General features: G+C 63.3%; 16 protein-coding genes, 1 other RNA gene and 2 pseudogenes. 7 read left to right on the top strand and 12 right to left on the bottom strand.

What is annotated here, in order from left to right; all coding sequences use genetic code 11:
• Window positions 1-5 precede the first annotated feature (5 nt).
• From B2585_RS03370 to B2585_RS03360, 3 genes are all read right to left on the bottom strand, one after another.
• A complete protein-coding gene (locus B2585_RS03370) occupies window positions 6-1,619 on the bottom strand; it encodes a hypothetical protein (RefSeq protein WP_292020000.1) in 1,614 nt (537 codons plus the stop codon).
• Between the two features lie 112 nt (window positions 1,620-1,731).
• Window positions 1,732-2,094: a rhodanese-like domain-containing protein gene (locus tag B2585_RS03365; RefSeq protein WP_292019998.1), complete on the bottom strand. Its 363-nt coding sequence runs from the start codon at window positions 2,092-2,094 to the stop codon at window positions 1,732-1,734.
• Between the two features lie 73 nt (window positions 2,095-2,167).
• A complete protein-coding gene (locus B2585_RS03360; protein ID WP_292019996.1) occupies window positions 2,168-4,678 on the bottom strand; it encodes a vWA domain-containing protein in 2,511 nt (836 codons plus the stop codon).
• A gap of 164 nt (window positions 4,679-4,842) precedes the next feature.
• Here B2585_RS03360 and uvrA point away from each other — a divergent pair, with 164 nt between their 5' ends.
• Window positions 4,843-7,722 carry an excinuclease ABC subunit UvrA gene (gene uvrA, locus B2585_RS03355; protein WP_292019994.1) on the top strand — a complete coding sequence of 960 codons (2,880 nt, stop codon included), beginning with the start codon at window positions 4,843-4,845 and terminating at the stop codon, window positions 7,720-7,722.
• Complete coding sequence (locus B2585_RS03350) at window positions 7,719-8,114, top strand: NUDIX hydrolase (RefSeq protein ID WP_292019992.1); 396 nt, start codon at window positions 7,719-7,721, stop codon at window positions 8,112-8,114. Before uvrA ends, B2585_RS03350 begins: the two co-directional genes overlap by 4 nt.
• A 169-nt stretch (window positions 8,115-8,283) precedes the next feature.
• Here the strand turns inward: B2585_RS03350 and B2585_RS03345 are convergent, their stop codons facing one another.
• Entirely contained in the window at window positions 8,284-9,012 is a 729-nt protein-coding gene (locus B2585_RS03345; protein WP_292019990.1) for a hypothetical protein, read from the bottom strand.
• A gap of 156 nt (window positions 9,013-9,168) precedes the next feature.
• Here B2585_RS03345 and B2585_RS03340 point away from each other — a divergent pair, with 156 nt between their 5' ends.
• Window positions 9,169-10,059 (top strand): patatin-like phospholipase family protein, encoded by an 891-nt coding sequence (locus B2585_RS03340; protein ID WP_292019989.1) that lies wholly within the window; start codon window positions 9,169-9,171, stop codon window positions 10,057-10,059.
• On the opposite strand, the gene B2585_RS03335 is transcribed toward B2585_RS03340, so the two are convergent.
• The 7 genes from B2585_RS03335 to ssrA form a co-directional block, all read right to left on the bottom strand.
• Window positions 10,056-10,274, bottom strand: a complete 219-nt coding sequence (locus B2585_RS03335) for a ribbon-helix-helix domain-containing protein (RefSeq protein ID WP_292019986.1) — start codon at window positions 10,272-10,274, stop codon at window positions 10,056-10,058. The two genes, B2585_RS03340 and B2585_RS03335, sit on opposite strands and share 4 nt — an antisense overlap.
• Window positions 10,267-10,443, bottom strand: coding sequence for a DUF4169 family protein (locus tag B2585_RS03330; protein ID WP_292019984.1), 177 nt, complete (start codon window positions 10,441-10,443; stop codon window positions 10,267-10,269). The genes B2585_RS03335 and B2585_RS03330 overlap by 8 nt, the downstream gene beginning before the upstream one ends.
• Window positions 10,444-10,494: 51 nt before the next feature.
• Window positions 10,495-11,403 carry an AEC family transporter gene (locus tag B2585_RS03325; protein ID WP_292019982.1) on the bottom strand — a complete coding sequence of 303 codons (909 nt, stop codon included), beginning with the start codon at window positions 11,401-11,403 and terminating at the stop codon, window positions 10,495-10,497.
• Between the two features lie 115 nt (window positions 11,404-11,518).
• On the bottom strand, window positions 11,519-12,913 hold the full coding sequence (fumC, locus tag B2585_RS03320) for a class II fumarate hydratase (protein WP_292019981.1): 1,395 nt from the start codon (window positions 12,911-12,913) through the stop codon (window positions 11,519-11,521).
• Window positions 12,914-13,020: 107 nt separating this feature from the next.
• On the bottom strand, window positions 13,021-13,491 hold the full coding sequence (locus tag B2585_RS03315) for an SspB family protein (RefSeq protein WP_292019979.1): 471 nt from the start codon (window positions 13,489-13,491) through the stop codon (window positions 13,021-13,023).
• A 70-nt stretch (window positions 13,492-13,561) separates the two neighbouring features.
• A complete protein-coding gene (gene chrA, locus B2585_RS03310; RefSeq protein ID WP_292019977.1) occupies window positions 13,562-14,770 on the bottom strand; it encodes a chromate efflux transporter in 1,209 nt (402 codons plus the stop codon).
• A gap of 45 nt (window positions 14,771-14,815) precedes the next feature.
• Window positions 14,816-15,164, bottom strand: a transfer-messenger RNA (tmRNA) gene (ssrA, locus tag B2585_RS03305).
• Window positions 15,165-15,334: 170 nt separating this feature from the next.
• Between ssrA and B2585_RS03300 the strand changes: the two genes are divergently transcribed.
• The 3 genes and pseudogenes from B2585_RS03300 to B2585_RS03290 form a co-directional block, all read left to right on the top strand.
• Window positions 15,335-16,330 carry an MDR family oxidoreductase gene (locus tag B2585_RS03300; protein WP_292019975.1) on the top strand — a complete coding sequence of 332 codons (996 nt, stop codon included), beginning with the start codon at window positions 15,335-15,337 and terminating at the stop codon, window positions 16,328-16,330.
• Window positions 16,331-16,526: 196 nt separating this feature from the next.
• Window positions 16,527-16,946 (top strand): universal stress protein, encoded by a 420-nt coding sequence (locus B2585_RS03295; RefSeq protein WP_292019973.1) that lies wholly within the window; start codon window positions 16,527-16,529, stop codon window positions 16,944-16,946.
• Window positions 16,947-16,973: 27 nt separating this feature from the next.
• Window positions 16,974-18,605, top strand: a pseudogene (locus B2585_RS03290) (BCCT family transporter); the annotation flags it as partial.
• A gap of 506 nt (window positions 18,606-19,111) precedes the next feature.
• Here B2585_RS03290 and B2585_RS03285 read toward each other — a convergent pair.
• Complete coding sequence (locus B2585_RS03285) at window positions 19,112-19,672, bottom strand: elongation factor P hydroxylase (RefSeq protein ID WP_292020073.1); 561 nt, start codon at window positions 19,670-19,672, stop codon at window positions 19,112-19,114.
• Here B2585_RS03285 and B2585_RS20680 point away from each other — a divergent pair.
• Window positions 19,661-19,798 (top strand): annotated as a pseudogene (locus tag B2585_RS20680) (hypothetical protein); the annotation flags it as partial. The gene B2585_RS03285 and the pseudogene B2585_RS20680 sit on opposite strands and share 12 nt — an antisense overlap.
• Window positions 19,799-19,815: the final 17 nt, after the last annotated feature.

The raw sequence follows: 19,815 nt of genomic DNA, 5'->3' as shown, positions 1-19,815 counted from the left end.
CGCCCTCAGGTGCCGCGCTTCAACCCGTCCGCTTCGCGCCGCACCTCGTCGATGGCCTCGTTCAGCGTATCGAGCGCATGTGCCATCGACCGGCGCAAGAGCGTCGCAGCTTGGGCTGCGTCGGCCGGTGCGACGGGATCTGCTGGCCCCGTTTCGGGCGCGTGCAGCTCGATCAGGCTCTTCTCGACCTCGTCCAGAATTCGATTGAGGTCGCGGGCGAGGAGCGCCAGCGCTTCGTCCTTGTAGGCGTCGTCCAGTCGCAGGCTGAAGCTACCGCGCTCGATCCCGGCGATGACGACTTCGGCGTCGTCATGCATGCGGCGCAGTTCTTCCTCGCGCAAATTGCGCCAGTGGGCGATGTCGTTAAGCCGGCTCGCGATATCCGCCCGTTCCGCGACCATGAGGCTTTTTTCCTGAAGCATGTCGTCACGCTCCGCATTCAGACCGCGCAGGTCTTCACTCTTGCGGATATTGTCAACGAGCGCTTCCCGGAACCGGCGTGACGCGCGGGCGATCTGACCGATCTCCGTGTCGTTGGCATAGGCGCTGAGGTCAACATGGGTTTCACCTTCCGCGAGTCGTCCCAGCCCTTCAGCGATGGCGGCAGCCGGCGCGACTGCGACCCGCTGAATTGTCCAACGCAAGCCGAGGCTGAAGATTGCGACACCTGCGCAGAGGAGCACCGCGAGCGCGACCGCGCCGAGTTTCAGGAGGTCCATCTGCTGATGGAGACCGACAAGCTCTGCATGTGTCTGTCGCTGGATTTCCTGACCCAACGTCGCGAATGCCGAGAGGGCGCTTTCTTTCGGAACGAGCACGGCCGTGTCAATCTCTGCAGCGCCCGCGCCCGCGTCGATCATGTCACGCGCCACGTCGATATTCGCACGGAAAGTCGCCACCGCTTCGGCAAGGTCGGCCAGTGCGACATCTTCAGCCGGTGTGATGGGGAACCCACGGTACTGGTCGATTGCCAGCAGGGCACGGTCGGCTGACGCCCGCGCGGCCGCTTCGTATCCAGGTGTCTTTCGCAGCACGAAATTCTTGAACTGGTGAATCATGCCATCGTAGCCGAGCGCCGAGCGTAATGCGAAAAGCGTGGTCCATTTCGTTTCCGGCCCGCCCTCGATCACACCTGTTGTCAGCGCGACCATTGCAACGGCGGCTTGGGTGTCATCGACGCGCACAACATCGTCGATCCCTTCGATATCCGAATCGAGCTGGCGGATATCGCGCACCACTTCGCTTTGCGCCTCATACTCCCGCACCATTGAACGGATGGCGTCGATTTCTCCCCCATAGGTCGGGCCGAGCTGTCGTTCGAGCTTTTCGAGATTGGTCAGGATCGCTCCGGTATTGCGGTCAAAAACCCGCATTTCGTCCCCACCGCGCAGGAGGTAGTTCTTGAAGGAATGAATCATCCCTCCGAACCCGAGGTCGCCGACCACATCGGTTAGGGCAATCACGCTCGGGTCCGACTGGCGCTCATAGGCTTTGATCTGACCGTCCACGCGTTCGACAAGGCTGTAGAGCAGGATCGTCGCGCCCGCGAAGAGCACGGCACAGACGATGCAGACGGCGACGGTGGCGTTCGCATAGGATTTGAGTGACATGGGTTGCATGGCAGGCTGTCCGGACTGGGAACTCATGCCTGCCATGGTCTGCGCGAGACCTTAACAAAAGGAAGACGACCCTCGGGAGGGTCGCCTCGATTTGCTTCAATTTGATCCGATTTCAACCGCGGGTGATTTTGCCACCGGCCATCTGCCAGTGCCCGAGGCCCCCGATGTTCGAGACGTCGAAACCGAAGCCCTCGAACACCTGCGCGGCCATCGACGAGCGTGCGCCGGACGCGCAGTAGACCGCGACTGGTTTCGAAGTATCGAGGTCCGGATGATAATCCGGGCTGCGGGGGTCGGCCTGCATCCGGATGACCGCGAGCGGAATATTGAGCGCGCCCTCGGCCTTGCCGGACATGGCAAGCTCACCGGGGTCACGGACATCGACGAGAGTGATTTCGCCGGCAGCGGCCTTTTCGACGGCGTCCTTGGGCGAGAGACCGGGCATTGTGCGCCCTCCGAACATGGCTTTCAGCATTCTTACATATCCTTCATTCGTGTTTGAGAACATATATTCCAAATAATGAATACGTCAAGGGGCCGAAAGACCGTCACGGTACAGTGAAGGGGACACTCTTGAGGATCCGGTTCGTCGTGCCGGTCAGGATGTAGCGCAACTCGTATGTGCCCGACGCTTCTGGCACATCCAGGACGGAAGGACTTCCGTCTCGGGCGTAGGCATAATCGACATATTTTCCGATGGCCGAGTCCGGAGATGCGATGACCACGAGATCTCGGCGGTATCCCGGTCCGTCCCACGTCACCTCGATCTTGTCACCCGCGAGCGCCGCGCCGAGAGACGCGGTCACGTCGGTCACAGAGATCGGCGCGGTGTTCAAGACTTTGGTCGGCCGACCGTTCTGAACATACTGGAGTTCGTACGTGCCGGGCACGGATGGCACGTCGATGTCGAGCGGGCTGCCCTTCTGAACATACTCGTAGTTGAGGTATTTGCCCGCAGGCGATCCGACTTCGGCGACAGTGAGGTAATCGTTGTGAGTCGCCGGGCCTTCCCACGAAAGAGAAATCGTGCTGCCGGCAGGAGCGCTGTCCGGTCCTGACAGGCTGGCCGTCGCCGTCTGGACGGAAATCGGCGTACTGCCAAGCATTTCCTGGCCCTGGCTGGCGATGTAGCGGATTTCGTATTCGCCGCCTTCCGTCGGCATCTGCACATCAAGGGGGTTACCTTCATTCGTGTAGGTGTATGTGACGTAGTCCCCGTCAGCCGCGCCTGCCTCGGCCACCGCGATGTAATCCGACTTGTAGTCCGGACCGGTCCACTCGACGGACAATTGGGTCCCACCTACTGCGGTCGGCGGCGCAGTGATCGATGCGCCCACGGCGGTGAGCGTCAGGGGGACCGCAGCAAGTTCGGATTGGTCCTGTCCAAGGAAATACCGGATCTCGTAATCGCCCGGTTCGATTGGGGCCTTGACCGTAACCGGGTTGCCCGTCCGCGTGTAGGCATAGGTGAGATAGGGGCGTTCGTCCCGGCCGACGCGGCCGATCCCGATGTAGTCGTTCTTGGCATCCGGCCCGGTCCAGGTGATCTCGACGTCCGATCCTGCCGGGGCTTCAGCGGGGCCCTCAAGGCTCACGGATGTGTCGCTTACTTCGAACGGCTCCGAGCGGCCCGCGACGGTGCGGGACGCCGACAACACATACCGCAATTCATAGGTCCCAGCCTCGGTCGGCATCGGAAGGGGCAGGGGATTGCCCTTGTTCGTATAGGCATAGGTCTCGTAATACCCGTCGCCCTGATCGAGCGAAGCGACGGTGATGTAGTCGCTTTGATAGTCGGGCCCGGTCCATTCGATCTCCGGCACCATGCCGACCGTGACCTCGCTCGGCGGGGTGAGTTGGATGTCGAGGGGCGTCACTTCGATGGACGTGCGGGCGAGCACGTCGCCGCCATCGCCAAGCTTGTAGCGCAATTCAGCCGGCCCGGTCGTCGGGGGCATACGCACCATGACCACGCCGTCCTCCGCTTTGCGGGTGTAGGTGTAGGAATCGTAATAGTCGTCTTCCTTGTCCGCGGTCGCCGAGGCGATGTAGTCGTTGTCTTCCTCAGGGCCGGTGAATGTTACGGGCACCATCGACCCGGCCGGAGCCGTGGCGGGCGCTTCCACCGTGGCGTCGGGCAGGGGCGGGACGTATTCGGGCAGGGCGACAGTAACGGTCATGTTCCCGCCACCGGTTGTGAAGCTGGCCGAACCCGTCGCCTCATCCAGCAGGCGGATGACCGACGCGGAGCCCGCGGTGCCTTCGGTGATGGCATGGACTGGCATGGACGCCTCGACTTTGTCTGACAGCACCTCATCGCCTGCGTTGATCGTCCAGACGATGCCGTCCGCGATGATGGGACCGCCCTGGCCGTTGGTCGCGCGGAAGGTAACATCGAACACCGCAGGCTCGGGTTCCGGCTCCGGCATTGGTGCGGGTTCCGCGACCGCCACCTCTTCCAGCGCGCTGGACAGTTCGCCCGCGTTGGACGCGCTGCGATACATTCCGCCGGTTTCTTCGGCCAGACACTGAAGCTGAGCCTGCGCCTCGGGCTCGGTCACGTCGAAGCCGATGACATGCGCGGTGAAGCCTACGCCGGTTTGTTCCAATTGCCGCCCGAGCGCGCAGGGGTCCACGTCGCAGGTCTCGATCCCGTCCGAAACGAGGATCACGGTGGCCGCTTCCTCGGTGTATTTGAGCGCCTCGGCCGCCTGAAGCACTGCGTCCGACAGCGGCGTCTTGCCCTTCGGGTTCAGCCCGTTCACCGCGTCTGCGATGGCCTGCCGGTCCGTGCCGGGCTCATACAGGAGTTCGATGTCGCCGCAGTCTCCCTTGGTCCGGTGACCGTAGGCTACGAGACCGAGTGCCTGTTCTTCGGGGAGCGTGCCCAGAAGGTCGCTCACCACTTCGCGCGCGATGACGATTTTGTTCACCCCTTCGATCTGGCCCCACATCGAGCCAGATGCATCGAGAACGAGAATCGCCGAAGGTCGCTCTTGTGCTGATGCCGCAAAGGAAGTGGTCATGAAAAGCAAAGCGATGAAAAGTGCGCGCAGCATGATGGTCCCCAAATTGATCTTGTGAATTGGGGGAAGCGTAGCCCATAGGCGGGCTTTTGCGAAGAATGGAATTGAACGCCCATGTTCACACTTCGTTCTCATTTTCCATTTGCGCCCGGGCCTGATTGCCCTATCTATGGGGTTGTCCCCCCGCGAGGTGAGTAATGCCCGAACAGAAGTTCATCGAAGTGCGCGGCGCGCGCGAGCACAATCTCAAGTCAATCGACGTGGATATCCCGCGTGATCAGCTGGTGGTCATCACCGGCCTGTCAGGCTCGGGAAAGTCGTCGCTGGCCTTCGACACGATCTATGCCGAGGGGCAGCGGCGCTATGTGGAGTCGTTGTCGGCCTATGCGCGGCAGTTCCTCGACATGATGGAAAAGCCGGACGTGGACCATATCACCGGTCTGTCCCCGGCAATTTCCATCGAGCAGAAGACGACCTCAAAGAACCCGCGCTCGACAGTCGGCACCGTGACCGAGATTTACGATTACATGCGCCTGCTGTTCGCGCGCGCCGGGACGCCGTATTCGCCGGCCACCGGCCGACCCATCGAGGCACAACAGGTGCAGGACATGGTCGACCGGATCATGGAGATGGAAGAAGGCACGCGGGCCTATCTGCTCGCGCCCATCGTGCGTGACCGCAAGGGCGAATATCGCAAGGAATTTCAGGAGCTTCGCAAGCAGGGCTTCCAGCGCGTCAAGGTTAATGGCGAATTCTACGAACTGGAGGAACCGCCGGTCCTCGACAAGAAATTCCGCCACAACATCGACGTGGTGGTCGACAGAATCATTGTGCGCGAAGGGCTCGAGACGCGGCTGGCCGACAGCCTGCGCACTGCACTCGACCTGGCGGACGGAATCGCCATTCTTGAGACGGCGCCGAAAGAGGGCGAGCCGGAGCGTCAGACGTTTTCCGAGAATTTCGCCTGTCCGGTGTCCGGCTTCACCATTCCGGAAATTGAGCCACGCCTGTTTTCGTTCAACGCGCCTTTCGGGGCCTGCCCCACCTGCGATGGCCTTGGGCAGGAGCTCTTTTTCGACGAGCGGCTGGTGGTGCCGGATGCCGCGCTTCAGGTTTACGACGGGGCCATCGCGCCGTGGCGCAAGGGCAAGTCGCCCTATTTCCGCCAGACCATCGAGTCCATCGCGCGCCACTATGAATTCGACATGAAGACGCCGTGGAAAGACCTTCCTGCTCATGTGCAGCAGGTGTTCCTGCACGGTTCCGGCGACGAAGAGATCAAGTTCCGCTTCGACGAGGGCGGGCGCGTTTACGAAGTGACGCGCCCCTTCGAAGGCGTGATCCCGAACATGGAGCGCCGCTACCGCGAAACCGACAGCAATTGGGTGCGCGAGGAGTTCGAGCGGTATCAGAACAACCGTCCCTGCGGCGATTGTGGCGGCTACCGGCTGCGGGAAGAGGCGCTGGCAGTCAAGATCGGACCTTCGGATAATCCCGAAGAACTGCTCCACGTCGGCCAGGTGGTGCAGATGTCGATCCGCGAAGCCTATGACTGGTGCCGGAAAGTGCCCGATCAGCTGAGCGCGCAGAAGAACGAGATTGCCCGCGCGATCCTCAAGGAAATCCGCGAACGGCTTGGGTTCCTCAATAACGTCGGCCTTGAGTACCTTACCCTCAGTCGCAACTCCGGCACCCTGTCGGGGGGCGAAAGCCAGCGCATCCGTCTGGCCTCGCAAATCGGCTCTGGTCTGACCGGCGTGCTCTATGTGCTCGACGAGCCGTCCATCGGTCTGCACCAGCGTGACAACGGGCGCCTGCTCACCACGCTCAAGAACCTGCGCGACCAAGGCAACACGGTCATCGTCGTCGAGCATGACGAGGAGGCGATCCGCGAGGCGGATTACGTCTTTGACATTGGCCCCGGTGCAGGTGTGCACGGCGGTCAGGTGGTGTCGAAGGGCACACCCGGCGAGATTGCCGCCGATCCGGCTTCGGTGACGGGGCAGTACCTCTCGGGCGCCCGTGAAATCGCTGTGCCCGGCATCCGCCGCGAGGGCAACGGCAAGTCCGTGACTGTCGTGAAAGCGACCGGCAACAACCTCAAGGAAGTCACTGCCGAATTTCCGCTTGGGAGATTCGTTTGCGTGACCGGCGTGTCGGGCGGCGGCAAGTCGACCCTGACCATCGAGACCTTGTTCAAGGCGGCCTCGATGAAGCTCAATGGCGCCCGCCAGACGCCCGCGCCCTGCGAGACGATCAAGGGGCTCGAACACCTCGACAAGGTCATCGACATCGACCAGCGCCCGATCGGGCGCACGCCGCGCTCCAACCCGGCGACCTACACAGGGGCCTTCACGCCCATCCGCGACTGGTTTGCGGGCCTGCCCGAATCCAAGGCGCGCGGCTACAAGCCGGGGCGGTTTTCCTTCAACGTGAAGGGGGGGCGCTGCGAAGCCTGTCAGGGCGACGGCGTCATCAAAATCGAGATGCATTTCCTTCCGGATGTCTATGTCGAATGCGAGACGTGCAAAGGCAAGCGGTACAACCGGGAGACGCTGGAAATTCAGTTCAAAGGCAAGAGCATAGCTGATGTTCTTGATATGACGGTTGAAGAGGCGCAGGGCTTCTTTCAGGCGGTGCCGTCAATCCGCGAGAAGATGGACGCTCTGATGCGGGTAGGCTTGGGCTACATCAAGGTGGGCCAGCAGGCGACGACGCTGTCGGGCGGCGAGGCGCAGCGCGTGAAGCTGTCCAAGGAGCTGTCGAAACGCTCGACGGGCCGCACGCTCTATATCCTCGACGAGCCGACCACGGGCCTGCACTTCGAGGATGTGAAGAAGCTGCTCGAGGTGCTTCACGAATTGGTCGAGGCCGGGAACACGGTCGTGGTGATCGAGCACAACCTCGACGTGGTCAAGACAGCCGATTGGATCCTCGACATCGGCCCCGAGGGCGGCGACGGCGGCGGAACGATGGTCGCCACCGGCACGCCCGAGGATGTGGCACAGGTCGACGCCTCGCACACCGGGCATTACCTCAAGGACATGCTGCACCAGAAGCGCACGGCGGCGGAATGACCGCCACCATCGCCGCGCTCGCAGTCGTGGTAGAGGCAGGGCAGGTGCTCCTTGTGCGCAGGCTCAATCCGCCGGACGCGGGACTCTGGGGCTATCCCGGTGGCCGGGTTGAGGCGGGCGAGGATGTGGCGACCGCAGCCCTGCGCGAGCTTCGCGAGGAAACGGGCGTTGAGGCGGAAGCGGGGGAAACGCTCGACGTGATCGACGTGCGCGCAGAGGGATTTCACTACGCGCTCCACGCGATCGCCTGCCGTTATCTGTCGGGGTCTCCGAGGGCGGCAGATGACGTGGACGCCGCTGAATGGGTTCTGATCGATGACGTGATCCGGGCCACGCGCCCGATGAGCGAGGGTGTCGCCGAATTGGCGCGCCTGATTGCGCCTACTGGATAGGCGCACGGCATCTGCGTGGTTGCCTCGGTGTTAAGACAGCGCGAGAGGATTGCGTCCGCCTTTTTCCCTCGATGGCGAATTCAGATTCGCTGAAACCCAATAATTCTGGACTGCTTGCGAGGGCGTGCGCGGCGCGTGCCAGATAGCAATGGCGCCAGCGCGTGGCCGATCATGCTGTGACCGGTGAGCCGGAGCGACCCCGGCTCATCACCGTGAAGAGGCGCCACGACAGGATAGCGATCCCGACCGATGCGGCGGCAGTCACGCTCCACACGTCACCCCAGTTCTTCACGGCAATGGCGACAAGTGCCCAGATTACACTCAGGAAATAGACCCATTCCTCACGCCGTCCTGCATGGATGAGAAACGCGGTAAGCAATGCCAGCGGGATACAGACAAGCGCCCAGCCTACCTCGCCCAGCACCAGACCGAATCCTGCACCCGTCAGGCCCAGCGAGGCGAAGGACGCTGCTGTCAGCCACCCTGTATAGAAAGCCACCGGCGCGACGGCCCACCAGCGGTCCCGCTTTGGAGCACGGTGCATGGCGAGCGCGGCCGGAATCAGCATCGCGAAAATCAGGATTGTCGCCCAGATCGGCGAGATCATGGCGACGGGCAGCCAAGCGGTGCCGATCACAAGCGAAATCAGAAGCGGAAGGCGCATCGGATCCCAGTCGGCCACGTCGTGCCGCTTGAACAGCCCGTATGCGGTGGAGGCCACGAGCCAGATGTAGATCGGTCCCCAGATCGCGAAGGCGTAACCCGCAGGCTGCACCGGCGGGTCTACCTGGGGATTCGGATAGAGTTCCGGATCGAAGCCGCCGAAACCCGGCACCATGAACGGCCCGAGAGCAAAGGCCACGGCGGCGACGAACAACAAGATAGCCTTGGCACGCATGATGAAGTCCTTTCTTTCGATGGAAACGGGCGAGGGGCGGATTCGGTTCAGTTTCGTCCCTGCATCCGTTGTGATTTCGCGATAACGTGACGCGAGGCCGGTGTCGGCTTTGACCCACCGGCGGACCGTTTCGAACCACATATTTTGGGGGATGCCATGAAAAAAGACCCTGTCATCGGCCTGGCGCTCGGCTCGGGCGGCGCGCGCGGATGGTGCCACATCGGCGTGCTGGAAGCGCTCGATGAGATGGGCGTGCGCCCCGGCGTGGTCGCGGGCACCTCCATGGGGGCGCTTGTCGGGGTCGCATGGGCCTCTGGTCGGCTCGACGCATTGCGCGATTGGGTGCTGGAGCTGACGCCGCGCCGGTTCTTCGGCCTCATTGATCCGCGGTTCAAGGGTGGCCTTGTGGAAGCGCAGGAGATCACGCGGATGCTCGAGGACATCGGGGTGCCAGAACGGCTCGAGGATCTCGACCTCCCGTTTACCGCTGTTGCGACCGACATGCGGACGGGCCGCGAAATCTGGTTCGACAGCGGACCGACCTATCCGGCCATACGCGCCTCGGTTGGTATCCCGGGCGTGATGACACCGACGTGGCATGAGGATATGTGGCTGCTTGACGGGGGCCTCGTGAACCCGGTGCCGGTCTCCGCCGTCTTTGCCAAACGGGCCGAGATCATCATTGCGGTCAATCCGAATGCCACGCGACCGGGCCGGACGTGGGAAGAGCAACCTACCGAGGACGAGGGCGGAACAGGCTGGACCAAGGTGCTGCCGGAGGCCATTGCCGAGGCGCTCAATATCGACGCGGATGCGGAAAGCCGTGCTGCGCCGAATTACTTCACCGTGCTGAATGCCTCGATCGACATCATGACCGAGCAGATCCGCCGGGCCCGTTTCGCAGGTGAACCGCCACACGTCGTGCTGGACGCAGCTTTCGACGACCTTACGGTGCTGGAGCTTTTTCGGGGTAAGGAGGCCATCGCCGAGGGCCGCCGGATGGTCGAGGCGCGGGCGGACCGGATCGCCGAAGTCTGCCGTCTTTAGCTGCGGTAGTGACGCAGGACGTAAAGGCGGATTGCCGACCCGAGGCCGGAGGACAAGCCGCGCGCCTCGTCGATCTCGGCGGCGAGTTCATTGATCCCTTTGCCCTGAGCCTCGGCGATCTCGCGAAATGCCTCCCAGAAGTCGTCCTCGAGCGAGACCGAGGTTCTGTGGCCCCGGAGCGTCACCGAATGCTTGCGTGGGCGGGCGTCAGTCATCTTTGCGATGCGCTTCGATCTCGCGCCGTGCCTTGGTGGCTTCAGCTTCCTCGCGACGCTTCTGGGCTTTGGTGCGCCCGAATTTGACGGCATTCTTATCCGCCACGCGCCGCTTCTCCGCGCGGTCGCGGGCCTTGCGGGCTTGGTTGAGATTGGTGACCTTGGACATGGCCCCATGATGGCGAAAGGCGCGGGTGGGGGAAAGCCCCGCTTCGCGCCGTCAGCCAAGACCGAGCATCATCAGAATGAGCGGGATGGTCAGGACCGCCGCCATCGTCTGCGCCGTGACGAGGCCGGCCATGAGCGAGGCGTCTCCGTTCAATTGGCGGGTGAGGACGTAAGCCGAAGGCGCCGTCGGGATGGCCGAGAAGGTGACGAGCACGACGGCCTCCGGCCCGGTGAGGCCGAACAGCTGTGCCACGCCAAACGCGAACACGGGCATCACGAGCAGCCTCAGCCCCGAGATCCAGAAAAGCGCTCCCACGTCGCGCCGCAGCGCCTCGGGCCGCAGCGCCGCTCCGACGCAAAGCAGACCGAGAGGAAGGCTTGCCTGTGCCAGAAGCGAGAGCAGGCGGTCGGTGCCGAACGGCAGGCCCAAGCCCGAGAGCGCCAGCGCGATCCCTACGACACAAGCAAGGATCAAGGGGTTCCGCCCCATCGTGCGCAGAAGCAGACCGGGGGAGCGCAGGATACTGCCCTCGCTCAGCCCCATGATCGCCAACACGTTCACAAGTGGCACACCGACAGCGAGATAGACTGACGCGCGCTCCAGCCCGCCGGAGACGCCGAGGCTCGCGATCACGGCGAGGCCGAGGTAGGTGTTGAATCGCACGATCCCCTGAAGCGAAGGGCCGAAGCGCGCGGCCGGGTGCGGTCGTATCCGCCGGGCCAGCCAAAGGAGTGCCGCCGCGCCGCAGATCGTCACCGCCGCCGCGCCGCCCAGTCGCCAGATCGCCGGATCGGCGAGGGGCGCGGCGACGAGGTTGCTCACCAGAAGGGCAGGAAAGAGCACAAGGTAGTTGATCCGCTCAGCCGCCGGCCAGAACTCTGCTGACGGGAACCCCGCGCGGGCGAGTGCGAAGCCCAGACAGATCAGCGCGAAGAGCGGCCAGATGGTGACGAGGAGCAAGGGACGATCCGAACAGGGTGCGTTTCACGCTTGCTACCATCGCGGCAGCGCTGATGGCACCAAAAAGAAACGGCGCACCACTGGCGCGCCGTCTCGCAACTTCATTGGGAGCGGATCAGGCTTTCGGGCCGATCATCTGCTCGGGCCGCACGACCTCGTCAAAGGTCTTCTCGTCGACGAAGCCAAGCGCAATGGCTTCTTCCTTGAGTGTCGTGCCATTCTTGTGCGCGGTTTTGGCGACCTTGGTCGCGTTGTCGTAGCCGATGGTGGGTGCGAGCGCGGTGACGAGCATCAGGCTCTCGCGCATGAGCTTCTCGATCCGCTCCTCGTTGGCCTTGATGCCGTTCAGCATCCGCTCGGTAAAGCTGTCGGCGGCGTCGCCCAGAAGCTGGATCGACTGGAGCAGGTTGTAGCTCATCATCGGGTTGTAGACGTTGAGCTCGAAGTGGCCCTGGCTTCCTGCGAACTTGATGGCGGCATCGTTGCCCATGACATGCGCGGCCACCTGCGTAAGCGCCTCGGCCTGCGTCGGGTTCACTTTGCCCGGCATGATCGAGGATCCGGGCTCGTTCTCCGGCAGGATCAATTCGCCGAGGCCGGACCGCGGGCCGGAACCAAGGAACCGGATGTCGTTGGCGATCTTGTAGGCAGACCCGGCAACCGTCGCGATGGCACCGGACATGAAGACCATCGCATCATGGGCCGACAGAGCTTCGAACTTGTTAGGTGCGGTGACGAAGGGCAGGCCGGTGATCTCGGCCATGTTCGCCGCGACTTCCTCGCCCCAGCCGGGCCGGGTGTTGAGTCCGGTGCCAACGGCGGTCCCGCCTTGCGCAAGCTCGTAGATCGCCGGCAGCGCAGCTTTCACACGCGCGATGCCCTGACGGATCATATGGGCGTAACCCGAGAACTCCTGTCCGAGCGTGAGGGGTGTGGCGTCCTGTGTGTGGGTGCGCCCGATCTTGATGATGTCCTTGAATTCCTCGGATTTCGCCTCAAGTCCGGCGGCGAGTTTTTCCAGCCCTGGCAGGAGAACGTCGCGCACCGACATGGCGGTGGCGATATGCATCGCGGTCGGGAAGGTGTCGTTGGAGGACTGGCCCATATTACAATGGTCGTTCGGATGGACCGGGTCCTTGGTGCCGATGGTGCCGCCCAGGATTTCGATCGCACGGTTCGCGATGACCTCGTTCGCGTTCATGTTCGACTGGGTGCCGGAGCCTGTTTGCCACACGACGAGCGGAAAATTGTCGTCGAACTTGCCCGCAACAACTTCGCCGGCGGCTTCGATGATCGCATTCCCGACCGTCTCGTCCATCGCGCCAGATTTGGTGTTGGCCTGAGCGCAGGCCTTCTTGATGACGCCGAGCGCACGCACGATCGCGACGGGCTGTTGCTCCCACCCGATGGGGAAATTCATCAACGAACGCTGGGTCTGCGCGCCCCAGTATTTGTCGGCAGGAACCTCGAGCGGGCCGAAGCTGTCGGTTTCGGTGCGGGTCTCAGACATTGGAAAAGGCCTCCGGATGGGAATCTGGAGCCTTCATAGCAAGTGTTTCGCGAGGTTCAACGACATTGCAGTATGCAACGGCATGCAAAGCCGGGACAGAAAAGCCCTTACTTGCGGAAACTGTCGAGGCTGACGACTTCGGCATCCTTGGGCGTGCCGTCCTCGTCATCCTCATCTGCTTCGAGGTCACCAGCGCCGGCGATGCTTTCTTCTGCCTCGTCGTCGTCCTGCGTCTCGAACCGCAGGCCGAATTCAACAGATGGGTCCACGAAGGTGCGGATCGCGTCGAAGGGGATGTACATACGCTCCGGCGAGTCGCCGAAGTTGAGCGTTACGGCAAAGCCGTCCTCGGTCACGTCCAGGTCGTCGAACCAGTGCTGCATCACCACGGTCATGTCCTCGGGAAACCGGTCCGACAGCCAGTCGGCCAGCTCCACTTCGGGATGCATCGTGTCGAAGGTGATGAAGAAATGATGCGCGCCGGGCAGACCGTTCTCGGCCACATCGGAGAGGACCTGACGAATCAGGCTCCGCATGGCGTCGTGCATCAGGTTCCCGTAATCGATGGACCGCGACATGGTGTTTCCCAGGATCAGATGCCCTCACCATACGGGATTCGAAAGCGATGAAAAGGCGGGCCGGTCACTTTTACCACAGGGTGCCGGCGAGCGCGCCGGCTATGGCCAGAAGGGCCAATGTCAGGGGCAGGGACAGGCGAGCGGCGAGAAGGCACAAGGCCGCGATTGCGGACAGAGCAAGGGCGGGCAGCGACAGGCTATCTGGTGACAAGCTCCCGTCAGAGAAAAAGAAATTGCGTGCGAAGTAAAGCGCGAGGCTTGCGATGACGCCGACAATGGCCGCGGATACAGCTTTAAGCGCAGCAGCGAGGCGGGGGTGGGCCGTGATGGCCTCCAGATGGGGGGCAAGCGTGAAGACAAGGCCGAAACAGGGTATGAAGATTGCCCAGAGCGTGAAGCCGCCCGCTATGAGCGCCGCGCCGGTTCCACCGGGACTCGCAGCCACCATCCCGGCGAATTGCGTGACGAGCACAAGGGGCCCCGGCGTCGTCTCGGCAAGCCCCAGCCCGTCCACCATCTGCTCAGGTGTGAGCCAGCCTTGCGTCTCCACCAGTGCCTGCGCCATCCACGCGAGAGCGGCATAGGCGCCTCCGAAACTGACCGCGGCGAGGCGGCTGAAAAAGGCAGTGATATCGGCAAGCGGCTGCGTTCCGGTGGCGTAGAGTATGGCGAGGGGCATGAGCCAGAGCGCGGTCCACAGAGCCGCAGTCCCAAGCGTGCTCCGCCAACCGATCGGCTCCAGCCCGCCGCGCCCGTTTGCCGTCAGATAGCCGAAGAGCCCGGCGGCGAGAACCACGGCCGGGAACGGTACCGCGAACAAAAGGGCAGCAAAGGCGAGCACGGCGAGGCCCCAAGCCTGCACTCCGGCAAGCGTCTTGCGCGCCATCCGGGCAAGCGCGCGTGCAACGACGACGATGACCGCGGCCTTGATACCCAGAAAGGCGTCTTCGACGAAAGGGGTCTGCCCCCAGCTCAGGTAGGCCAGTGTAACAACGGCCATGAACACCGCGCCGGGCAGCACGAACAATGCGCCCGCGATGAGACCGCCGGGAACACCGCGCAGTCGCCAGCCAGCATAGGTGCACATCTGCATGGCTTCCGGACCCGGAAGAACCATGCAGAAGGCGAGACCGCGAGAGAACAGTGCCTCGTCGATCCAGCCGCGCCGCTCCACGAGTTCTTCGTGCATCACGGCGATCTGGGCGACGGGGCCGCCGAAGGACAGCAGTCCGATTCGTGTGAAAGCGCGGGTGAGGGGGGCGAGCGCAGGCGGTTGCATGGCGTGATTGGGCCAGAGGCGGGTAACGGGCGCAAGACAAATGAAAATGCAGGCTTCTGTTGCCAGGTGCCTGCGAACCCCGCCTTAAGCTGCTAGGCCCAAGGGCTTAGATTTCGATCTTTCGGACTGCTTAGGCAGCCAGAGCGATCGGAGCACGATTGTCGTTGGCAATTATGCATTGTGAACCGATAACGGTGGTATCTCACCGGGACAAAGCCACTCTTTTACACGTTCGTCGATCCTGTTTCGGCCCCAAGAACCCCCAACGAGAGTGTTTGGTGGAGCCGCCGGGTACCGCCCCCGGGTCCGATCCGCTTATTATGAGCACGTTTATGTCCATAGTCCCTTGCGGGACGAGCAAGATATAGGCGCAGGACTGCGTTTTGAGAAGGGGGAAGTGCGAATTCGTCGGTGGATTTGCCGCGCCCCTTTCAGGGAAACCGCCGCAATTCGTCTCTGCCGAGCAGCCTGTCGTTCAAGGAATGCGCCACGGTTTCCGGACGCTGCCCTTTCATGGCCAGCACGACCGTCCTACACCGGGGCGGAACCCAACAGGAGGACCAAATGTTCAAAGCCCTGCTTCTGACCCAGACCGACGACGGCCTCGCCGAGGCCAACATCACCGAATTGTCCGAAGACGATCTGCCCACAGGCGGCGACGTCACCGTCGCGGTGGAATATTCCACAGTGAACTACAAGGACGGTTTGTGCCTGTCGCCCAAAGGCGGTGGTCTCGTGCGCCAATATCCGCATGTCGCGGGAATCGACTTTGCCGGCACGGTCGAGAGCTCGGACGACGACCGCTACAAACCCGGCGACAAGGTTGTCCTGACCGGCTGGCGCGTGGGTGAGGTGCATTGGGGCGGCTACGCGCAAAAGGCGCGGGTCAAGGCGGACTGGCTGGTGCCTTTGCCCGATGGTGTCACCACATGGCAGACAATGGCTATCGGCACGGCCGGCTTCACCGCCATGCTCGCGGTCATGGCGCTCGAAGATCATGGTCTGACGCCGGACAAAGGTGAAGTTCTGGTCACGGGGGCCGCCGGTGGCGTCGGTTCTGTCGCAACCGCCATTCTTGCCAATCGCGGCTACGAGGTTGCGGGCGTCACCGGGCGCCCTGAAACCGCGGACTACCTCAAGGAGCTCGGCGCCAGTCGGATCGTCCCGCGCGAGGAGTTGAACGAGACGACGAAGCGGCCGCTCGAGACCGAGACCTGGGCCGGGTGCGTCGACGCCGTCGGGGGTGAGATGCTCGCGCGCGTCCTCGGCCAGATGAAATACGGGGCCAGTGTGGCCGCAGTCGGTCTGGCCGGCGGGGCGGCATTGCCCGCGACCGTTGTGCCGTTCCTGCTGCGCAGCGTGAACCTTCTGGGCATAGACAGCGTGATGCAGCCGTTCGAGAACCGGCAGCGCGCGTGGCAGCGCGTGTCCAAGGACCTGCCGATGGACAAGCTCGAATCGATGGTTCACCCGGCCACGCTGTCGGACCTGCCGAAACTCGGGGCCGACATCCTGAAGGGACAGGTGAAAGGCCGCGTCGTCGTCGACGTGAACGCCTGAGCCAGCCCGAGCGGCATTTGGGAGGCCATTTGCGACACCCATGTCGCAAATGGCTTTTCTTTTTGGCTTCGCCCCAAATTCGCGCTACCCTTTCCCCACTGGGAGGCGCCAAGCGGGTGCCGGGTGCCTCCTGTCACGACAACAAAGGCGGGCGATTGGCCAGCAAACGGTCTCCGACCCGCTCGAAAGGGGGACCATGTTCAAAAACATCATGGCGCCGGTAGATCTGGCGCATATTGACGGATTGAAACACGCGCTCGCGGTCACAGCCGACCTGGCCAAGCTTTACGACTGCGACGTAACATTTGTCGCGGTCGGCACCGGCACGCCGGGCAAGCTTGGCCACAATCCGGAGGAATTCGCCCAAAAGCTCGGCGAATTCGCAGCCTCGCAGGGTGAGATGCACGGCATCCGGACGAAACATCACGCGATGACGTCGCATGACCCGGTGACAGAACTGGATGATGCGTTGCTCAAGGCGGTCGGCGAGACGGGCGCCGATCTGGTCGTGATGCAGAGCCACGTTCCGGGACTAGTGGACTACGTCTGGCCATCCAACGGCGGCAAGGTCGCAGGACATGCGAAGTGCTCGGTCATGGTCGTGCGCGGCGACTGAACGAAAGCGAACAGGGAAGGACGTCACATGGCGGAAACCGACGGACAAGGGATACCGGAACCATCCGGTCATTCCGATATCATCGAGACCGAATACGAGATCGGTCAGGACAATATTGAAACGAATATCGGGCCTTTCGGGCTCGACATTCACAACCCGGTGTTTCTCATCTCCGGGCTCGCGATCATCGCTTTCGTGTTCTACACGCTGGCGCTGCCGGAACAGGCCGGGGAAGCTTTCTCGGCCATGTTCTCGTTCGTGACCAAGAGTTTCGACTGGTTCTTCCTCGGGGCTGCGAACCTTTTCGTCATCTTCTGCCTTCTCCTGATCGTTACGCCTCTGGGCAACGTCCGGTTGGGTGGCGTGGATGCGCGACCGGATTACAGCTACATCGGCTGGTTCGCGATGCTGTTTGCCGCGGGCATGGGCATCGGGCTGATGTTCTACGGCGTGTCGGAGCCCATGACGCACTTCTCGACGGCCCTCGGAGGCACCACTGTCGAAGATGGTGTCCGCACCGACTGGGCTCCGCTGGGCGGCGCGGAAGGAAACGAGGCGGAAGCGATCCGGCTCGGCATGGCGGCGACGATCTTCCACTGGGGTCTGCACCCCTGGGCGATCTATGCAGTCGTGGCTTTGGCGCTCGCGCTGTTCAGCTACAACAAGGGCCTGCCGCTGACGATCCGCTCGGCGTTCTACCCGCTCCTCGGTGAGCGCGTCTGGGGCTGGTGGGGTCACATCATCGATACACTGGCGGTCTTTGCGACGCTCTTCGGGCTTGCGACATCGCTGGGCTTCGGTGCAACGCAGGCGAACGCGGGCCTGAACGAGCTGTTCGGTGTTCCGGTGGGGGCCACGACGGAAGTGATCCTGATTTCGGCCATCACTGCGGTCGCACTGATTTCGGTCGTTCGGGGTCTCGACGGCGGGGTCAAGATCTTGTCCGAGATCAACATGGGCCTTGCAGCTATTCTGCTGCTCTTCGTGCTGATCGTCGGACCGACCGTGGCCGTGCTGACGGGCTTCGTCGACTATCTCGTGGCCTACTTCCAGTATCTGCCGGCACTTTCGAACCCGGTGGGCCGTGAGGACGTCAACTTCATGCAGGGCTGGACATCCTTCTACTGGGCATGGTGGATCTCCTGGTCGCCGTTCGTGGGCATGTTCATCGCCCGTGTTTCCCGCGGCCGCACCATCCGTGAATTCGCCCTGGGCGTGATGCTGGTGCCCGCCGGCTTCACCCTGTTCTGGATGACCGTGTTCGGCGATTCCGCGATCCGCATGATTCTGGACGGCTCCTACGCGCAGCTGGCGGAATACGTGAAGGACGACAACGCGGTGGCGTTGTTCCGCTTCCTGGAGCAGTTCCCCTGGTCGGGCTTTATTTCCGGCGTCGCCACCCTGATGGTGGTGGTGTTCTTCGTCACCTCCTCGGACTCCGGTTCCATGGTGGTGGACATGCTGGCCTCCGGCGGCCACGACGACACCCCGGTGTGGCAGCGGATTTTCTGGGCCGGCTCCGAGGGTCTGGTGGCGATCGCGCTGATGCTGGCCGGCGGCCTGCAGGCGCTGCAGTCCGCCACCATCGCCTCGGCGCTGCCGTTCTCGGCGGTGCTGCTGATCGCCTGCTTCGGGCTGGTCCGATCCTTGAGGGTGGAAGGCATCCGGCGCACCAGCTTCCAGTCCAATCTGGGCACCGCGCCGGCGGCCATCCACGTGGGCCACACCGCGCCCACCGGCGGCTGGAAGTCGCGCCTGCGGGGCATGGTCAGCTTCCCGGGCCGCGCCCGGGTCGAGGCGTTCCTGCGCGACGTCGCCACGCCGGCCCTTAACGCCGTGGCCGACGAACTGCGTGGCCACGGCCTGGAAGTGGAAGTGAAAGAAGCCGACGACCGCGCCACCCTGATCGTCGGTCACGCGGAGGAAACCGACTTTCTCTACGGTGTACGCATACGCGGCTACGCGCGCCCGTCGATCACCATGCGCCAGCTGGAGCACTCGAAACGTCACGCCGACAGCGACCAGTACTTCCGCGCCGACGTGTTCCTCAGCGAAGGCGGCCAGGACTACGACCTGATGGGCTTCACCCGCGAGCAGGTGATCAGCGACGTGCTCGACCAGTACGAGAAGCACATGCATTTCCTGCACATGCTTCGCTGATAGAGTTAGGTGCGGTAGAAGCGCGTCAGGGCGTCGAGCCAGAGGCGGGCGCGGGGCGGTGGGCCGTCGCGGTGCAGGCGCTCGGCGAGGGCCTGGACGTCGGCGGCGAAGCGGGCTTCGTCGCCCGGGTCGCCGTCCAGGTTGTCCAGGGAGACGCGGAACGGATGATTGCAGGCGGCGCAGAACAGCGCTTCCAGCGCCTGGGGCCGCACTTCCACGCGCAGGAATTCCGCCTGGGCGGCGGCGTCGCGGCCGTCCGGGGCGTACCAGTAGCCGTAGTCGTCCAGGCGCCGGCGGCGGGGGCCGGCCACGCACCAGTGCGCCACTTCATGGAGGGCGCTGCGGAAATAATCGCGGGTGTAGCGGATACGGGCGGGCTCACCCGCCACCGGTGTGCCTGCCAAATACACCGGCTCTTCGAAGCCGCCTTCCAACACGGTGTGGTGGCGCTCGAAAAAAGTGTCCCGAAACAGCGTTTCCAGGTCGGTGGCGCGGTGCACCACGCCACGGGATTGCGGTATGGTAGCCGCCCCGTGATCAGGCTGTAGTGCGCCATGTCCGCTCATCGTCTCGAATACCTTGCTCAGTTGCGTCTTGCCCTGCCGATCCTCGGCGGCCAGCTGGCGCAGACCGCCAACGGCTTCGTGGACACCATGATGGCGGGCCGGGTGGGCGCCGAGGATCTCGCCGCGGTGGCGGTGGGCGCCAG

The organism is Maritimibacter sp. UBA3975 (assembly GCF_002384975.1).
GTDB lineage: Bacteria > Pseudomonadota > Alphaproteobacteria > Rhodobacterales > Rhodobacteraceae > Maritimibacter.
This window is presented reverse-complemented; position numbering and strand designations above follow the sequence as displayed.

What these genes read in the sequence shown, in the direction of transcription:
- B2585_RS03370 (WP_292020000.1), bottom strand. Translation starts at nt 1,619, where the DNA reads ATGCAACCCATGTCACTCAAATCCTATGCGAACGCCACCGTCGCCGTC.
- B2585_RS03365 (WP_292019998.1), bottom strand. Translation starts at nt 2,094, where the DNA reads ATGCTGAAAGCCATGTTCGGAGGGCGCACAATGCCCGGTCTCTCGCCC.
- B2585_RS03360 (WP_292019996.1), bottom strand. Translation starts at nt 4,678, where the DNA reads ATGCTGCGCGCACTTTTCATCGCTTTGCTTTTCATGACCACTTCCTTT.
- uvrA (WP_292019994.1), top strand. Translation starts at nt 4,843, where the DNA reads ATGCCCGAACAGAAGTTCATCGAAGTGCGCGGCGCGCGCGAGCACAAT.
- B2585_RS03350 (WP_292019992.1), top strand. Translation starts at nt 7,719, where the DNA reads ATGACCGCCACCATCGCCGCGCTCGCAGTCGTGGTAGAGGCAGGGCAG.
- B2585_RS03345 (WP_292019990.1), bottom strand. Translation starts at nt 9,012, where the DNA reads ATGCGTGCCAAGGCTATCTTGTTGTTCGTCGCCGCCGTGGCCTTTGCT.
- B2585_RS03340 (WP_292019989.1), top strand. Translation starts at nt 9,169, where the DNA reads ATGAAAAAAGACCCTGTCATCGGCCTGGCGCTCGGCTCGGGCGGCGCG.
- B2585_RS03335 (WP_292019986.1), bottom strand. Translation starts at nt 10,274, where the DNA reads ATGACTGACGCCCGCCCACGCAAGCATTCGGTGACGCTCCGGGGCCAC.
- B2585_RS03330 (WP_292019984.1), bottom strand. Translation starts at nt 10,443, where the DNA reads ATGTCCAAGGTCACCAATCTCAACCAAGCCCGCAAGGCCCGCGACCGC.
- fumC (WP_292019981.1), bottom strand. Translation starts at nt 12,913, where the DNA reads ATGTCTGAGACCCGCACCGAAACCGACAGCTTCGGCCCGCTCGAGGTT.
- B2585_RS03315 (WP_292019979.1), bottom strand. Translation starts at nt 13,491, where the DNA reads ATGTCGCGGTCCATCGATTACGGGAACCTGATGCACGACGCCATGCGG.
- chrA (WP_292019977.1), bottom strand. Translation starts at nt 14,770, where the DNA reads ATGCAACCGCCTGCGCTCGCCCCCCTCACCCGCGCTTTCACACGAATC.
- B2585_RS03300 (WP_292019975.1), top strand. Translation starts at nt 15,335, where the DNA reads ATGTTCAAAGCCCTGCTTCTGACCCAGACCGACGACGGCCTCGCCGAG.
- B2585_RS03295 (WP_292019973.1), top strand. Translation starts at nt 16,527, where the DNA reads ATGTTCAAAAACATCATGGCGCCGGTAGATCTGGCGCATATTGACGGA.
- B2585_RS03285 (WP_292020073.1), bottom strand. Translation starts at nt 19,672, where the DNA reads ATGAGCGGACATGGCGCACTACAGCCTGATCACGGGGCGGCTACCATA.